This window comes from Bacillus sp. FG16 (assembly GCF_057809515.1).
Genome location: NZ_JBMDKC010000046.1, coordinates 1 through 16,833 on the forward strand (window position 1 = coordinate 1; position 16,833 = coordinate 16,833).

Genomic DNA, 16,833 nt, shown 5'->3' on the forward strand with positions numbered 1-16,833 from the left:
AATAAAGTATTGTTGTCCTTATTCCCCCTTTTCGGGGGGATGGGCAAAAACACCCAGGTTCAAATTGATACATTGCTAAAAGAGTTAAATGAATCTAACAGACAGGTGTTTAAGTACAAAGTCTTCTATAACTTAACGTATCAAGAAATTTCAAGTGTAATGGGGATTACGGAGGCTAATGTCCGCAAGCAGTTTGAACGCGCTCGAAAACGAGTCCAAAATATGATAGGAGGTATACAACATGACGAATTCAAAGAACTCCAAAGAAATATATGAACTTGCTGAAAAAATTGCTTTAGATGATTTTGATAAATCCGAAGAACAACATGAATTTTCACATACATATACGCGCAAAAAGAAATTGTTTATGGAGGAAATGAAGTTGAAAGATGGACAACCTCAGAAAAAGCGTAAAAGATATCGTATGTTAATCGCTGCTGCCTGTTTATTAATTGGTATGCCGACAACTGTTTTTGGTGCAGTAAAAGTTTATAATATGATTGTTAAAAAACAAAATTATGAAGTAAATGTTTCGGTAACAAACAAGGACTCGAAAAAGAGTAATAAGTGGTATAAGTTGAAGATTGGTAAATTGCCAGAAAATATGGAAGCAATTGATGATAGTGCTATGAAATATTCATTTAAAGATAACTACGCAATGGGAGGATTTTCATTCGCTCTTCGGAGGGTAGGGGAAAATACAGATTTTCAAACTCTGTATTCGAAAAGTTACGAAGAAAAAGAGATAAATGGTAGGAAAGCAGTAATTGTCCATAAAGAAACAGGAAACAACAATGTAATGTTCGATAGAAAGGTATTTCTCTTTTTTGAGAAAGAAGGGATTATGTTAGAAAGTTATATTGGATCCGATATAAACGAAGAACAAATGATGGATGTGTTAGGGAACATTTCACTTGAGCCCACGTCAAAAGAAAAGGCATCACATATAGTAGATTATGATGAAAATCGTTTTAGCAAAGCAGAGGAACCTAAAAAAACTAAGGTTATTCCTTTGAAAAAAGATAGTAAACGACTATTTCATGTAGGGCAAAAGGTTCCAGTAACGATAACGATGGATGATAGCCAAGTTGAATATGTGATAGAAAAAGTTGAAGTATTTGATTCAATCAAAGATTTTAAACAAGAGAACTTTTATGAACTTGGCTTAGGAATACTAAGCAGGAATCAGGCTTTGGATCAAGGGGGACAATTAATACCATATAGACGGGACAAATATAAAATTGGAAATGGTAAAGATTCAATTGATCAATTAGTAGAATCAAAATTAATTCATCCTAAATTTGTCTACCTAACAACAACAGTGAAAAATATAGGTAAACAGGCGACAGAAGAAATCTATATGCATCCATCTATAAAGCTGCTTAAATCTGAAGGTAATGCATGGAACTATGCTAAAGAAGATGGAATTGCCGAGAAAAATATTATGACGGGCGAAGTTGATTACTTAGAACCTCACGGAGATGGAAAAAGCTTTTACAATATTGGCAGTATCACACCAGGACAAACTGTAAAGGTTAATCTAGGTTATTTTGTAGATGAGGATAAACTAGATTCAATCTTTTTGGATGCTTTCAATTACAGAGGGACTGGCGACACTGAAAATATGAATGCGAAACATCGTTGGTGGTTTGATATTCGTCAACAGTCAAAACAATAGGAACAAATACACAAAAAGCTGCTTATATTTAGCAGCTTTTTTCGTCTTCATACATATGTAAAACTTCTTTTGCACGTATACGTAAACCATCTATCAATTCTTTCGGTTCTAGCACTTTTGCATCTTTTCCAAGTCTATAAAATAAAGGAGTAATAAAGTTAATCTCACCTTTATCAATTGTTGAATTTATATATCCTGTCCCATCCTCGTTTACTATAACGAATTCCTCAAGGTAAGGAACGCTTTTACATTGGCGTACGCCTTCTGTTGTCAGTAAAACATGTAACTGAGTAGGACTGTGTACTACGTTAGAGTTAGAGGCAAACCACTCTTCTAAATTCATGAATGTATCCTCATTTTCTTCCGTTGATAATATAGAAAGAATACGATCGATGCGATATAGTAATACTTTTTTCCTGCCATAGTCATAGGACGGTAAGTACCATAGCCCGTCATGAGCATATACACCAATCGGATGAACATGTTTTGTTTTTATCCCTGATTTAGATTCGTATTGAAAGTGTAAATTTTTATTTTCGATAGCCGCGGTTAACACTTTGTTTAATAGAGGGGTATCAATTGTTCTCTTCGGATTCCAAAAAGCGATATAAGAACGTATTTTATCAACTTTCGCTTGTGCATCATGTTGTAGAGAGTTATACAGTTTATGCGTAACGGAGTTGATTTCTGTGTTAAAAGGCAAGTCCCTGTAGTAGCTTAAAGACTGAAAAGCAAAAAAGATGGATACTGCTTCTTCTTCGGTAAATAAAATAGGGGGAATGACTTTATTCGTTAATACTTTATATCCTCCATTACGACCTTGTTCAGCGTAAATGGGCAATCCCATTTCACTTAAATCTAAAATGTATCTATGAACCGTACGAACGGAGATATTAAATTCATCAGCTATTTCTTGCGCTGTAAATGCTTTTTTTGCAGAAGCAAATATAAGAATATCTAATAAGCGTTTAGCTTTTGACAAATGTATCACCTTTTTTCTTTTTAACATGACATAAATTGTCGTGTTTTATTGTTAGTATATTGTTTACATCATATGTTATCAAGATGAGATGCAAGGAGGAAAAGATATGTCACGTGAAATAGTTTTATTTATAGCGGCGAGCTTAGATGGGTATATTGCGAAAGAAAATGATGATTTAGAGTGGTTAATGGAAACGGAAGGAGAGGGAGATAACGGTTATACAGAAATGTACGAAACGATTGATACAATAATTATGGGAAAGAAAACGTACGATTATGTAGTAGAGCATACGGAAACATTCCCGTACTTAGATAAAGCATGTTATGTTTTTTCTCGTTCAGAAAAAGGTTCAGACGGAAACGTGGAATTTGTAAATGAAGATGTAGTGGAGTTTACAAAAAGGTTAAAAGCACAAGAAGGATCTAAAATATGGATGGTTGGTGGAGGAGAGCTACTGAGAGAATTCTTTAAAAATAATCTAATTGATGAATATATTGTTACGATTACACCGCATATATTAGGCTCAGGTGTCCCATTATTTAAAGAAAAGAATCCAGAAATTAATTTAACTTTAACGGATACGAAACGTTTTGGGCAATTTGTAAATTTATATTATAAAGTAAAATGATAAAGTGAAACTTTAATCAGTGGGGGTTTTGTTCATCTCCCACTGATTATTAGTTGAACCAATCGGGCTTTTACGGGCAGTTAATCCCCCACCTAACTTCTTTGCTTCCGCTGAATTTTGATGTAGGGGTCTTACTGCCCGTTAATGCGGGATAAAGAAACACGACTACTGATGATAGTCGTGTTTCTTTATAGATGGTAATGAAATTATAAAGCAAGACCCGTGATTGACTTCACTCGTTACTGTAATATTCCCGCCGTGTAGTTCTACAATTTCCTTCACGATAGAGAGTCCTAAACCAGTTCCGCCTGTAGATCGTGTTCTTGCTTTATCGACACGGTAAAAGCGGTCAAAAATGTGAGGGAGGTCTTCAGGCGGGATACCTTCGCCTTCGTCCTCAATTTTAATGGAAACACGTTTATGTTCCTCTATTACAGAAATATTGATATAAGAATGCTCCTTTGAGTGTCTATAAGCGTTATTTAACATGTTTACTATAACTTGTTCAAATCGCTGCTCATCTAAGTTTCCTAGCAGTGTAGGAGGACAAGAGAAAGAAACTTTAATGTATCTTTCTTTATACATGGCGTTTACTTTTTCAGCTATGCGAGTAAGGAAGGTGTGTAAATGCACTTCCTTTACTTGAATAGAAAAGTTATGTTGTTCCATTTGTGCAAGTGAAAATAAATCTTGAACTAAGTTTGTAATGTAATCAGACTCATCTTTTATAATTGATAAATATCGCAAACGTTGCTTAGGAGGGGTGCTTTCTTTTAAAGCAATGTCAGCATAACCTCTTACGTATGTTAATGGTGTTCGTAATTCGTGAGCAACACTTGCTAGAAATTCACTTCGCTCTGTTTTCATATAATGTAAATCATTTGCGAGCGTTTGAATAGATGATGCTAGTTCACCAATTTCATCATTTCGAGTAGTCGTTAACGAAACGGACAAATCGCCTTTACTCATTTTTTCAGTTGCATGTTTCATGTGTAACAATGGTTTTGTTAACAAACGTGATAATAGAAAGATGGTGATGGCTGTTAGTAGAAACGTAATGACTCCGGCAATAATGAATTGTCTTGTTAGCCCGTTAACCATTTCCTCGATTGATTCCGTCCCGAGAAACATATATACGTAGCCTTCCGTTTTTCCAGCCACTACAATGGGGCTAACTGTACATATATAATTAGATGTTTTCCAATGATTCTCTATAATTGCTCCGTCATGATCTGTCCGTGTTTGCATCTTTTCAATATGCTTTTTTATAGTAGTATTTATTTCATTGGATTTAGCTAGTACCTCCTTATTTGCATTTGTAATAACAACAGTAGTTTCGGCTTCGGATTCCATTAGTGCAACATGGGAGATTGTTTGCTTATCAAAATACTTTTCAAGGACATCTCTGTGACTATTTCCGCGCTTTAATAAAGCTGTCATTTCTTCATTTACTCTATTGTTGACAAGGCTATAATAAAGCGAGACAAATAGAACACTTTCGATTAAAAGTGTAACAATCAAAAAATAAAATCCGAGCTGAATAGAAATTCGCTTCATTGCTTTGCTCCTTAATCTAGAGTATCAACCCATCGATATCCGACTCCGTAAACAGTTTTTAAATGGTGATCAATAGGGAAATTTGCTTTTCGCAATTTATCACGTAAATTACGAATATGTGAATCGACTGTGCGATCTTCTGTATTTGTGTTTAACCCCCAAATTCGTTCGATGAGCTGATCACGGCTTAATACGTAGTTCACATGGCGTAAAAATAATCCGAGTAAAGAAAATTCAATTGGTGTGAGAAGGAGTTCTTCATTATGGACAGAAACGAAGTGTTTTGTTTCATCCCATACAATACCGTGATATTGGATTTGTTTATGTTCATTTGTACGTCTTAAAACGGCTTCAATTCTTGCGAAAAGTTCTTCTTCATGGAAAGGTTTCGTTACGTAATCATCGGCTCCAAGTTTTAATCCTTGAACGACATCTACTGTTTGATCACGAGCTGTAACCATAATAATAGGAATGTTACTAAAAGATCGGATTTTTTTGCACGTTTCCCATCCGTCCATCTTTGGCATCATAATATCGAGTAAAACAAATTTAAAGTTTCGATTTTCTATATGTAAAATAGCTTCTTCTCCTGAAGTCGCACATACGCAGTTATATCCAATTGGGGTAAGATAAAGCGTTAATAATTCAAGCATTCTCGGTTCATCGTCTACGAGCAGTATATCAATCATAGAGAGCCCTCCATATTTATAATCGTTACTTAAAGTGTAATGCAAAATCATGAAGAAATGGTGCAGATTATGATGTGTCTGCATAATTTCTTCAGAATTGCTTGTTATTGTGGAGTTGAAATTACATTTTAGGTAATCATATTGGCTCAAAAATGATTAATACGGAGGCGGTATAATGAAAAAAATGACCCGAATTTTTGGGATAACAATAATTACAGCAGTTGGTCTTGCTGCATGTGGACAAACGAATACAGACCATAAAAACCATGAATCTACAAAAGAGAAGAAAACAGAGCAAAAGGAAATGAAAATGAATCAGGAGGTAACGGCGCCAAAAGAAATGAACGAAGGGGCATCGAATGATTTATTAACGACAAGTTTAAAAAATGTAACAAGGTTAAATACAAATGATCCCCTGCAAATGGCAGTGTTAACTTCGCAAACGATATGGCCAGCAACCCATAAAGAGAACCAGCCGGGTGCTGTTATTTTAGTACCAGCAAGCGAGTGGCAATTAGGTATTGCGAGTGCAGACCTTATTCATCATCCGAATAACGGGCCGATTTTATTTATAGAAAAAGAAAAGATACCGGAAATGACGTTAAAAGAAATAAAACGATTAAATCCAATCGGAACGAAAGATGGAACACAAATTATGGTGATGGGAGATGTAGGTACTAGCGCGCTTGAACAATTGAAAGGTTATAAAGTAAAACAAATAAAAGAAACGGACCCAGCTATATTTGCGAATCATGTTGATAAGGAGTATGCCGATATAACAGGAAGCTACCCAAATAGTGTTATTATCGGTTCGTCTGCAGAAGAAGGACGTTTATATACAACACCCGCTGTAAACTGGATTTCTCATATGCCGGAACCACTACTCTATACAGAAAAGGATAAAGTGCCAGAAGCGACAATAGAGGCATTAAAAATGAGAAAAGATAAAGCAAATATATATGTATTAGGGCCAGAAAAAATTGTTTCAAAAGAAGTAGAAAAAGAGTTAAGCAAATACGGGAAAGTAACGCGTATTAGTGGAGAGGCCCCTACAGAAAACTCGATTGCGTTCGCTAAATTTAAAGATGAAAAAACAAAATTTGGCTGGGGATTCACAAAACCTGGTCACGGTTTATCATTTGTTTCAAGCAAAACACCAGATTTAGCAGTTGCTGGGGCACCTTTTTCACATATGGGTAAACACGCACCTGTTGTCTTGTTAGAAGAAGGGAAAGATTCACAACCAGTGTATGACTTCCTTGCTACTATTCAGCCGAAGTTTAAAGATGATCCAACACTTGGACCATATAATCATGGCTTCTTATTAGGAAGTACGAGTGATATTTCATTTGAAACACAAGGAATACTAGATGAGAGGTTAGAAATTGTTCAGGAAAGTGGTCAAGGACACGGTGGACATTAATGAAATGAGAAAAGATGCTACTAAGGTAGCGTCTTTTTCTTTAGGAAACTTTTACATAGCAAAAAATCTTCTACTCGTTATATAATAGCTTTCGTGCAGTCGGCTAGATTTTCTTATGGAGAAAATCAAATTATAAAGGAGTAGAGGAGTGGTATTTTGTTTCAAATGATAAAAAATGACTGGTTTTCTAATGTGAGAGGGGACGTGTTATCAGGAATTGTCGTTGCTTTAGCATTAATCCCTGAAGCGATAGCCTTCTCTGTTATTGCAGGCGTGGATCCGACAGTTGGACTATACGCAGCCTTTTGTATTGCGGTTACCATTTCATTTGTTGGCGGAAGAACTGGAATGATTTCAGCTGCAACAGGTGCAATGGCATTATTAATGGTAACGCTTGTTAAAGATCATGGTTTGCAATATTTATTTGCTACAACAATATTAACAGGTATCGTCCAAATTATTTTTGGCGTGTTCAAACTGAGCTCATTTATGAAGTTTGTTCCGAAATCTGTTATGAGTGGTTTTTTAAATTCACTTGGAATTTTAGTTTTTACAGCGCAATTACCGCATTTTAAAAATGCAACTTGGCAAATGTATGCACTCGTTGTATTAGGACTTGCAATTATATATTTATTTCCACGTATTACAACGGTTGTACCTTCTACGCTTATTTCAATTATTATTGTGACGAGTATTGCACTTATGAGCGGATTACAGTTGAAAACAGTAGGGGATATGGGAAGCCTGCCCAAAGAATTACCGTTCTTTAGTATTCCTGATGTGCCATTTACATTAGAAACATTAGGGATTATTTTACCTTATGCAGTTATGCTTGCAATTATCGGTTTATTAGAGTCATTATTAACAGCTTCAGTTTTAGATGATATGACGCATACGGAAAGTAATAAACATAAGGAAGCACGCGGTCAAGGGATTGCAAACATCGTCGCTGGTTTCTTCGGAGGAATGGCAGGATGTGCAATGATTGGACAATCTGTTATTAATATTAAATCAGGTGGACGAGGTCGCCTATCAACATTTGTAGCGGGTGGATTTTTAATCGTATTACTATTCGTTTTAGGAGATTATGTCGTTCATATTCCAATGGCGGCTTTAGTTGCGGTTATGATTATGGTTTCAATCGGAACGTTTGATTGGAACTCTGTAACAATGATTCATAAAGTACCAAAAGGAAACGCATTTGTTATGATCGTAACAGTTGTGATTGTCCTAATTACACATAATTTAGCATTAGGTGTAATTATCGGAACAGTAATTAGTGCGGTGTTATTTGCATTCAATATGGCAAAGATTCACGTGAAACATTTATATATTGAAAATAAGAAAATATACGAAATTCACGGTCAACTTTTCTTTGTATCTACAGCCGATTTCATAAATAATTTTTCATTTAATGAAGATGTAAAAGAAATTGAAATGAATTTTACTCATGCGCACGTATGGGATGATTCAGCAGTGGCATCAATTGATAAAGTTATCATGAAGTATGAGCAAAGTGGTGTGAAAGTAAGTATAACAGGATTAAATGAACGTAGCTCAAAACTTGTTGCAAATTTGGCTACTTATAATAAAAGAATTGCTAGTTAAAAGCCTCCTTTTTAGGGGGCTTTATTATATAATACGAGTAGGATAACGAAAAGGGGATTCAGCATATGTACAAACAAATTATATTAGCGTGTGACGGTTCTGAACATGCACTTCGAGCAGCGGAACATGCAACATATATTGCGAAATGTAGCGAAGAAACAAATGTTGAAGTTGTGTACGTAGTAGATAATAGAACGGCAAAATCAGATATTATACAAGGTCAAACAGATTTAGAAACAATATCGGCTAGTCGAAAAGATAAATTAAAAGAGATTGAAGTTTTATTAAAGAAAGAGAACATATCTTATACAATTACGATATTACATGGTGATCCTGGAGATACAATTGTTCAATATGTAAATACAGGAGATATAGATCTTGTTATCGCTGGAAGCAGAGGGCTAAATACACTGCAAGAAATGGTGCTTGGTAGTGTCAGTCATAAAATAGCAAAACGAGTGAAATGTCCGGTGATGATTATAAAATGAAATAGAATGTACTGAAGACCTTAGTATAACTGAGGTCTTTTTTATGTATAAATAACTCTCATTTGTGGAAATACTAGATATATAAGTTGAAAAGATGTTAACTTACAAATTTGTAAGTTAGTTGTTAGAGAAATCGATGTTATGAAATTTTTCCCATTGGTAAAATAAAAGTATCAAAGGGGAGAGAGGGAGGATGGAAGCAATGAAATCATTTCAAAATTTGTCATATAGTCAAGGGGTAAGCTTAATTTGTCTAGGAGGATTTGCTGCATCTGTTACGTTAGCTGTTTTAATAAAGGTGTTTCATCAAATTTTTTGATTTTATAGTAGGGAAGGAATTGGTTGTTATAAATGGTAAGAAAAGGATTATAAATAAAAAATAGCTCTTAGCATGTATGTAAATGCTAAGAGCTATTTTTGTTTACTTAGCTACTTCCGCTTTTTCGCTTGTTACAGTAACGTCTTTCCATGTTAATTTAGAACCTGGTGCAACGTCATAATCTTTAACACGGTTATTTACACCTGTTAATTCAAACTTGTAATGAAGTGGAATTAATGGTACTTCATCGTGGATAAGTTTTTGCCATTTATCGTATACATCTTTACGATATTTATCGTCCATTGCCGCTGGAGAGATACCATCTTCTAATAGTTTAGTATTCTGTTCGTTTACCCAGCGACCATTGTTAAATTTAGCATTCTTACCCCAAACACCAGAAGGATCTGGATCAGAACCAACGCCCCATGCAGCTGAGAATAAGTCTACTTTTGGATCGTCCTCCTCAACCATTTTATAGAAGGAGTTTAGTTCGTGTAAGCGTCCATCAACAAGCTCTACTTTCACACCAATATCTTTCCAAGATTGGATAAATAATTTTGCAAGAGGTTCACTCGTGTCACTTCCGCTCATTGCTAGAAGGTTAAGTTTAAATTCATTTCCGTTTGGATCTTCACGGAATCCGTCACTATTTTTATCTTTATATCCAGCTTCATCTAATAATTTTTTAGCCTTCTCAACGTCTTTATCATATGCCCCGACATTATTATTATGGAACTTCGGTAAAGATGGTGGAACAGGTGAATTAGCAGGATAGCGTAGTCCATGATATAATTTGTCACCGATTTCTTTACGGTCAATAGCATAAGCCATTGCTTGGCGTAAGCGTACATCTTTAAACTTATTATTCTCATTTGTTACATTTTCTTTTTTGTCTTTATCCCAAGTTCCAAACTTAAAGCCGATGTAGCTATAGTATAAATCTGTTTTTCCGATAAGTTGTGCATTTTTCAATTTACTTACATTTGGATATTGATCTGCGCTAACTTCAGCGATATCAATATCACCATTTTTTAATGAGGCGTTTACAACAGACGGATTAACAACTTTTAATGTTAAATTTTTCAGTTTAGGTTTTCCAGCCCAGTAATCATCATTGCGTTCAAATTCAATTGCTTCACCTGGAACGATTTTTTTTACTTTAAATGGACCGAAACCGATTGGATTTTTACGAACTTTATCAGATTCTGCTAGTTTCTCAATTGGTACGTCGCCTAAATATTTTTTATTAAGTGGTAAAGTCCAAACACCAGTAATCATTGATGGATTTGGTTGTTTATATGTAATGGAAATAGTTTTTTGGTCAATTACTTTTACACCAGAAATTTTGTCAGCCTTGCCAGCGTGATAATCTTCCATACCTTCAATAAGTGGCATTTGTTTTGAATAGCGAGCACCTTCGTATTTTGGATGACCGATTGCAAGGTATGCATATTCTAAGTCTTCAGCTGTAACTGGGTTACCATCGTGCCATTTTACATTATCTTTGATTTTTATTGTAATTGTTTTTTTATCTTCAGAAATCTCAAAAGTAGCTGGGCCATTATTTGTAATTTCATAGTTCTTATCTGTCCATAATAGTGAGTCATCAAAGAATGTGATAATATCCCAGTCAGTAGCATTCTCATACACAACAGGATTTAAAATACCAGCAAATGGTGTACCAGATACAAGTCCATAAGTAAGAGATCCATCTTTCACTTCTTTTTTATCATTTTTTACTTGTGAACTAAATTTATTTGTTTCAACGTTTTTCTGGCTACTCGATTTCTTATCACTGCTACCGTTTCCTCCGCATGCAGAGAGTAATAATGTTGAAACTGCAAGTGTACTTAGAACTTTAATAAATTTTGGTTTATTCATAAATTCTCCACCCCTTAACCTTTTCTTTGTCTTGCATCAGCTGCACGTTGGAGCGCTTGGCCGATAAAATTTATACTCAACATCAACACTAAAATCATGATTGATGCAGGTAACCAAATCCACCATTTCTCTTGTAATACATCTGGGTTTGTTGCATAACTAACAAGTGTCCCGAGACTCGGTGTACTTTCTGGGAGACCAAAGCCTAAAAATGTTAGTCCAGATTCGATACCGATATTCCCCGCAAGGTTTAATGTGACACTTACGATAATAATAGAACTTAAATTAGGTAATACTTGTGAAGTTATAATTTTCCAATTAGGTGTTCCTAATGTTTTGGAAGCTGATACATAATCTAACTCTTTTTCCGCTAGTACTTTTGAGCGGATTAAACGTGCTTTCCCAGTCCATAAAAACATGCTCATAATCAAAATAAATGTAAGGACATTGAATTTTGGCACAATTGTGATGAAAACAATTACGATCATTAAGAACGGTAAAACAATAATAAAGTCAATAATACGCATAATCATATTGTCAATTTTTCCGCCAAAGTAACCTGCGATGAGGCCGATAGTCATACCGATAAAGCAAGTGATAGCGGTAATAACTAAACCAATTGTAAATGAGTTACGTGTACCGATTATAAGTTGTCCAAAAATATCGCGTCCTCCATAGTCTGTACCTAACAAATGTTCAGCAGAAGGTGGTGAATATATTGCAAATAAGTCTACTCGTACAATATCTTCTTGTTTCATAATAAATGAGGTTATATAAACACCTAGTAGTAGAAGAGTAAGAAAGACAAGTGAAAACATTGCTAATTTATCTTTACGAAATTCTCTCCACATAATAGAGAAACCTGATGGGCTTTTCTCATATTGAATTATTTCTGTTTGTTTTTCTGGATTGGCCAACATAACGTCTGCTCCTTTCTATTAATCAATTCGAATTCGTGGGTCAACGATGCTTAGAATAATGTCAGAAAGGAGTGTTCCAAGTAACGTTGCAAAACCAGTAAGCATTACTAAAGAAGTAATAACGCTAAAGTCACGCTGCGTGATAGATTGCATAAAGAGTTGACCGAGTCCAGGGTAACTCTTTATGCTTTCTAAGAAGATTGATCCACCAATTAAACCAGTAATTTCATAACCTAAGAAAGCTGCAATTGGTAAGAAAGAGTTACGTAAAATATGTTTAGAATAAATTCGTGACTCTGGTACACCTTTTGCTCTAGCTGTACGTACAAAATCTTTAATTTTTGTATCAATAATTTCACTTCTTAAATATTGGACTGTACTAACAGTTCCAATAAGTGCACCACATATTGCAGGTAACAGGAGGTGATTTAATTTGCTCATATAATAAGCGAAGGTACCATCAACTACTTGAGGATCGACACTGCCTCCAGTCGGGAAAAGAGCAAGTTGAAATCCGAATACAAAGAGCATAATTAGTGCGAAAATAAATAGCGGTGTTGCATAACCAAGATAGTTATATAGTGTAATAATCCGATCCATCCAAGAGTTATTCCAGCGACCGCTAATAACCCCTAGTGGGATGGCAATTAAATAGGTAAGAATTAAAATAGCAAGCGATAATGTAATTGTGTTTCCAAGGCGTTCACCTAATAAATCTGTTACTTGAATTTTATGTATAGTAGAGACACCAAAATCCCCTTGAGCAACGTTTGTAATCCAACGTACATATTGTGTTGTAATAGGATCATTTAATCCGAGTCTTTCTCTTTGCTCTTCAATTACTTTTGGGTCGGCACTTGGATCCATCGCTCTACCGGTTAAAGCATCACCAGGCATCGCTTTCGCAAGTGCGAAGACGAGAATACTTAATACGAATAATTGCGGTATCATAACTAATAATCGACGTAGTATAAATTTCCACATGTTTTATCACTCCCTTATGGTAATGCCACCCGGTGCGTTGGCGAGATTGGCTTTAAATCATAAGCCCGACCGTTTTCATTGAAATAATTTTCGTATGATTTCTCGTATTCAGAGCTTACTTGTTGACGGAGCTTACGCTGTCTCTCTCTATTCTCAGGACGAATATCAGGAATTGCTGATATTAGGCGTTTCGTATAAATATGTTGCGGATTATTATAAATTTCTGTACTAGTTGCTTCTTCGACGATGCGTCCGCGGTACATAACACCGATACGGTCACACATATGACGAATTACACCTAAATCATGACTAATGAATAAGTATGTTAGTCCGAGCTCAGTTTGTAAATCTTGTAAAAAGTTTAATACTTGTGCCTGTACAGAGACGTCAAGCGCAGATACTGGTTCATCCGCAATAATAAGCTTCGGCTTTAAAGTAAGAGCGCGTGCAATACCAATCCGCTGTCTTTGTCCACCGGAAAATTCATGTGGGTATTTATAAATAGACTCCGGATTTAAGCCAACTTTATCGAGATAATCTTGAACAGCTCTACGTTCTTCATCAGGTGAGAGCCTTTCAAAATTTCGAATAGGTTCAGCAATAATATCGAGAACACGTTTTTTCGGATTTAATGATGAATAGGGATCTTGGAAAATCATTTGAATATCTTTTCGTTGTTCACGTAGCTCAGAGCGACTTAATTTTGTTAAATCTCTATTATTGAAATGGATGCTACCATTTGTCGCTTTCGTTAAATGCATAATTGCTTTACCTGTTGTTGACTTTCCACTACCTGATTCACCAACGATTCCGTACGTTTCACCAGGCTGTAATTCGAAACTTACGCCATCAACAGCTCGTACATAATCTAACGTACGTCCAAAGAAACCACCTTTAATTGGGAAGTGTACCTTTAAATCTTCTACTTTAAGCAGTGCCATGAGTTACGTCATCTCCTTTCTTATGTTGGAAGTTGAAGTGTTTGTAGCAAGTACAACGTACCCAATGGTCTGGTTTTGCTTCGTGTAGGATTGGGTTCTCTTCATGTTGATCGGGCCTAATCCATGGAATTCGTGCTTGGAAGCGACAACCTGTGCGCGGTAACTTAGCTAATGTAGGTACAACGCCTTGAATAACATGTAATTTTTCTTTTTCAGCATATGCGGATGGAATTGAGTTTAATAGGGAACGAGTATATGGATGAAGAGGATTATTAAAAATCTCTTCTACTTTACCCGTTTCTACAATTTGTCCTGCATACATAACGATAACGCGATCGGCTGTTTCAGCGACAACACTTAGGTCGTGGGTGATTAAAATGACACCCATTTTTGTTTGTTCTTGAATAGATTTTAGTAGTTCTAGAATTTGTGCTTGAATTGTTACGTCAAGTGCAGTTGTTGGCTCATCTGCAATAATGAGCCCTGGCTTACAAGCAATTGCAATTGCGATAACAATTCTTTGTCTCATTCCGCCAGATAATTCGTGTGGGTATTGTTTATATGTAAGTTCTGGTTTTGGAATACCAACTTGATGGAGTAGTTCTATGGTGCGTTCTTTTTTTTCTGTTTTTGAAAGGTTTGTGTGGTAATTTAAATTTTCTTCGATTTGTTTGCCGACCGTCATAAGAGGGTTGAGTGCTGTAAGGGGTTCTTGGAAAATCATTCCCATATTTGATCCACGCACTTTATTCATCTCTGAGGCTGACATAGTCAGTAAGTCCTTATCTCTATAGTAAAGCTGCCCTTGTAATTTTGTATTTGCTTCATTATGCAATCGCATAATGGAAAGGGCAAGTGCACTTTTTCCGCATCCTGACTCACCAACGATAGCAACAATTTCATTTTCATGAACAGTTAAGGATACATCATCAACTGCTGCATGATACTGATCTTGTATACGAAAGGAAGTTTGCAAGTTTTCAATACGAAGAAGTGGATTCTTCATGGCTATCCCTCCATCTTTTCTGAAAAAACTAAATATTTTGTATGTTGTTGTTATTTTAATATAAATTGACAATGTTTGACAAGGGTAAGTTGAAAAAATATTCAAAAATCTTTTTATATAAAATTTGAATGCAGTTGTATTAGGTGTTGAAGTTGTTTGGAAGCGCTAACATATATATGAGAGGAAAATAAATCTTTTGTAAGAAAAAAGATTTATATGTAGAAAAAAGAGAGGCATTCTGGAAAGAATGGTCTCTCTTTTTTTGATAAGTATAATATTTGTACTTAAGCTTGCTTTTGTTTTGTTGACCCTGTATTTAAAGTAAGGGCAAGGAAGAACATTGCAAGTATGCAAGATGCAAGTAATAAGATGAATCCGCCATCCCATCCGAATGCATCTACGATAAAGCCCATAGCGGCACTAGCGAAAGCAGCTCCGCCTAAGTAACCGAAGAATCCAGTTAAGCCTGCTGCAGTTCCAGCAGCTTTCTTTGGTGCTAAATCTAGAGCGTGTAGACCAATTAGCATAACCGGTCCGTAAATTAAAAATCCAATTGCGACAAGTGCGATACTATCAACCATTGGATTACCAGGAGGGTTTAACCAGTAAACAAGAACTGCGATAAATACACCAACCATAAATAAAATACCAGCAGGTGCACGACGTCCTTTAAATAGTTTATCACTCATCCATCCGCAAAGAAGTGTACCTGGAATACCAGCCCATTCATATAGAGCGTAAGCAGTACGTGAGCTACTATGAGTAAAGCTTTTTTCTTCTACTAAATAAGTAGGAGCCCAGTCTACAACGCCGTAACGTACGAAATATACGAAAACGTTCGCAATAGCGATGTACCATAAAAACTTATTGTTTAGTACGTATTTAAATAAAATTTCTTTTGCCGAAAGTTCGCGTTCGCGATCTTTTATTTTCTCATCTGGTGGGTATTCTCCAGTATGCTCTTCAATAGAAGGTAGTCCACAAGATTGAGGCGTATCTTTCATCGTAATTAATACATAAATACCAACTAAAATTGAAAGAATACCTGGGAAGTAAAAAATACTTTTCCAGTCATCTGCGAAGAAGTATAAGCCTAATGTTACAAGAGAAGGCATAAGCGCGCCGCCGACATTATGAGCGACATTCCAAATAGACATTTTTGTACCACGTTCGCTAATAGAGAACCAGTGAACCATCGTACGACCACAAGGAGGCCATCCCATACCTTGTACCCATCCATTTAAAAACTGAAGTACAAACATAAGTATAATGCTCGTTGTAATGAAAGAAAATGAGCCGAAAATAATATTAATGATACCTGATAAAAATAGCCCAGCTGCTAAAAAGTAGCGAGGATTACAACGATCGGATACGATACCCATCAAGAATTTACTTAATCCGTAAGCGATAGATACTGCTGAAAGGATAACCCCAAGTTCCCCTTTACTAAAGCCTTGTTCGATTAAGTATGGCATTGCTAGTGAAAAGTTTTTTCGAACAAAGTAGTAACCTGCATAACCGATGAAGATACCTAAGAATACTTGTAAACGTAATTTACGGTATTCGCTATCAACGCGATCAGCTGGTAAGCGTTCCGCGTGGGGCGCAGGTTTAAATAATTGTGTGAAAAACATAAAATGAAAATCCTCCCCTAATTAATTCGAAGCGTTTTAAGACAGAGAATATAAAAAGGCCATGAAATATAAAAAAGTTTCCTTTTTTATGATTC

16 protein-coding genes are annotated in these 16,833 nt (G+C 35.7%); 7 read left to right on the forward strand and 9 right to left on the reverse strand.

Annotated elements, in window-relative coordinates; translation table 11 throughout:
• Together ACODS7_RS17395 and ACODS7_RS17400 are read left to right on the forward strand one after the other, a co-directional pair.
• Positions 1-276 (forward strand): sigma-70 family RNA polymerase sigma factor (locus ACODS7_RS17395; protein ID WP_488827173.1); only part of this gene is annotated, 276 nt, incomplete at its 5' end.
• Positions 242-1,678 (forward strand): DUF4367 domain-containing protein, encoded by a 1,437-nt coding sequence (locus tag ACODS7_RS17400; protein WP_098629119.1) that lies wholly within the window; start codon positions 242-244, stop codon positions 1,676-1,678. The genes ACODS7_RS17395 and ACODS7_RS17400, both read left to right, overlap by 35 nt.
• A 28-nt stretch (positions 1,679-1,706) precedes the next feature.
• On the opposite strand, the gene ACODS7_RS17405 is transcribed toward ACODS7_RS17400, so the two are convergent.
• Positions 1,707-2,687, reverse strand: coding sequence for a helix-turn-helix transcriptional regulator (locus ACODS7_RS17405; protein ID WP_224981549.1), 981 nt, complete (start codon positions 2,685-2,687; stop codon positions 1,707-1,709).
• A 79-nt stretch (positions 2,688-2,766) separates the two neighbouring features.
• Here ACODS7_RS17405 and ACODS7_RS17410 point away from each other — a divergent pair, with 79 nt between their 5' ends.
• Positions 2,767-3,288, forward strand: coding sequence for a dihydrofolate reductase family protein (locus tag ACODS7_RS17410; protein ID WP_000085779.1), 522 nt, complete (start codon positions 2,767-2,769; stop codon positions 3,286-3,288).
• 165 nt (positions 3,289-3,453) lie between these two features.
• Here ACODS7_RS17410 and ACODS7_RS17415 read toward each other — a convergent pair whose 3' ends face one another.
• Both ACODS7_RS17415 and ACODS7_RS17420 read right to left on the reverse strand, forming a co-directional pair.
• Positions 3,454-4,845, reverse strand: a complete 1,392-nt coding sequence (locus ACODS7_RS17415; protein ID WP_224981547.1) for a sensor histidine kinase — start codon at positions 4,843-4,845, stop codon at positions 3,454-3,456.
• A gap of 11 nt (positions 4,846-4,856) precedes the next feature.
• A complete protein-coding gene (locus ACODS7_RS17420; RefSeq protein WP_043935151.1) occupies positions 4,857-5,534 on the reverse strand; it encodes a response regulator transcription factor in 678 nt (225 codons plus the stop codon).
• A 175-nt stretch (positions 5,535-5,709) separates the two neighbouring features.
• Here ACODS7_RS17420 and ACODS7_RS17425 point away from each other — a divergent pair, with 175 nt between their 5' ends.
• From ACODS7_RS17425 to ACODS7_RS17440, 4 genes are all read left to right on the forward strand, one after another.
• Positions 5,710-6,957, forward strand: coding sequence for a cell wall-binding repeat-containing protein (locus tag ACODS7_RS17425; RefSeq protein ID WP_224981538.1), 1,248 nt, complete (start codon positions 5,710-5,712; stop codon positions 6,955-6,957).
• Positions 6,958-7,113: 156 nt separating this feature from the next.
• The gene (locus ACODS7_RS17430) at positions 7,114-8,565 is read left to right on the forward strand and encodes a SulP family inorganic anion transporter (protein ID WP_224981536.1); all 1,452 of its coding nucleotides are present in this window, start codon (positions 7,114-7,116) and stop codon (positions 8,563-8,565) included.
• Positions 8,566-8,630: 65 nt separating this feature from the next.
• Positions 8,631-9,053, forward strand: a complete 423-nt coding sequence (locus ACODS7_RS17435; RefSeq protein ID WP_000278001.1) for a universal stress protein — start codon at positions 8,631-8,633, stop codon at positions 9,051-9,053.
• Positions 9,054-9,255: 202 nt separating this feature from the next.
• Entirely contained in the window at positions 9,256-9,372 is a 117-nt protein-coding gene (locus ACODS7_RS17440; RefSeq protein WP_000834733.1) for a DUF4027 family protein, read from the forward strand.
• A gap of 102 nt (positions 9,373-9,474) precedes the next feature.
• On the opposite strand, the gene opp4A is transcribed toward ACODS7_RS17440, so the two are convergent.
• From opp4A to glpT, 6 genes are all read right to left on the reverse strand, one after another.
• On the reverse strand, positions 9,475-11,253 hold the full coding sequence (opp4A, locus tag ACODS7_RS17445; RefSeq protein WP_050842579.1) for an oligopeptide ABC transporter substrate-binding protein: 1,779 nt from the start codon (positions 11,251-11,253) through the stop codon (positions 9,475-9,477).
• A 14-nt stretch (positions 11,254-11,267) separates the two neighbouring features.
• Entirely contained in the window at positions 11,268-12,173 is a 906-nt protein-coding gene (locus ACODS7_RS17450; protein ID WP_000880727.1) for an ABC transporter permease, read from the reverse strand.
• Positions 12,174-12,191: 18 nt separating this feature from the next.
• Entirely contained in the window at positions 12,192-13,157 is a 966-nt protein-coding gene (opp4B, locus tag ACODS7_RS17455; protein ID WP_243168474.1) for an oligopeptide ABC transporter permease, read from the reverse strand.
• Positions 13,158-13,171: 14 nt separating this feature from the next.
• Positions 13,172-14,098, reverse strand: coding sequence for an ABC transporter ATP-binding protein (locus ACODS7_RS17460; RefSeq protein ID WP_224981534.1), 927 nt, complete (start codon positions 14,096-14,098; stop codon positions 13,172-13,174).
• Complete coding sequence (locus ACODS7_RS17465; RefSeq protein WP_050842583.1) at positions 14,085-15,104, reverse strand: ABC transporter ATP-binding protein; 1,020 nt, start codon at positions 15,102-15,104, stop codon at positions 14,085-14,087. Before ACODS7_RS17465 ends, ACODS7_RS17460 begins: the two co-directional genes overlap by 14 nt.
• Before the next feature lie 284 nt (positions 15,105-15,388).
• On the reverse strand, positions 15,389-16,738 hold the full coding sequence (gene glpT, locus ACODS7_RS17470) for a glycerol-3-phosphate transporter (RefSeq protein ID WP_000466382.1): 1,350 nt from the start codon (positions 16,736-16,738) through the stop codon (positions 15,389-15,391).
• Positions 16,739-16,833: the final 95 nt, after the last annotated feature.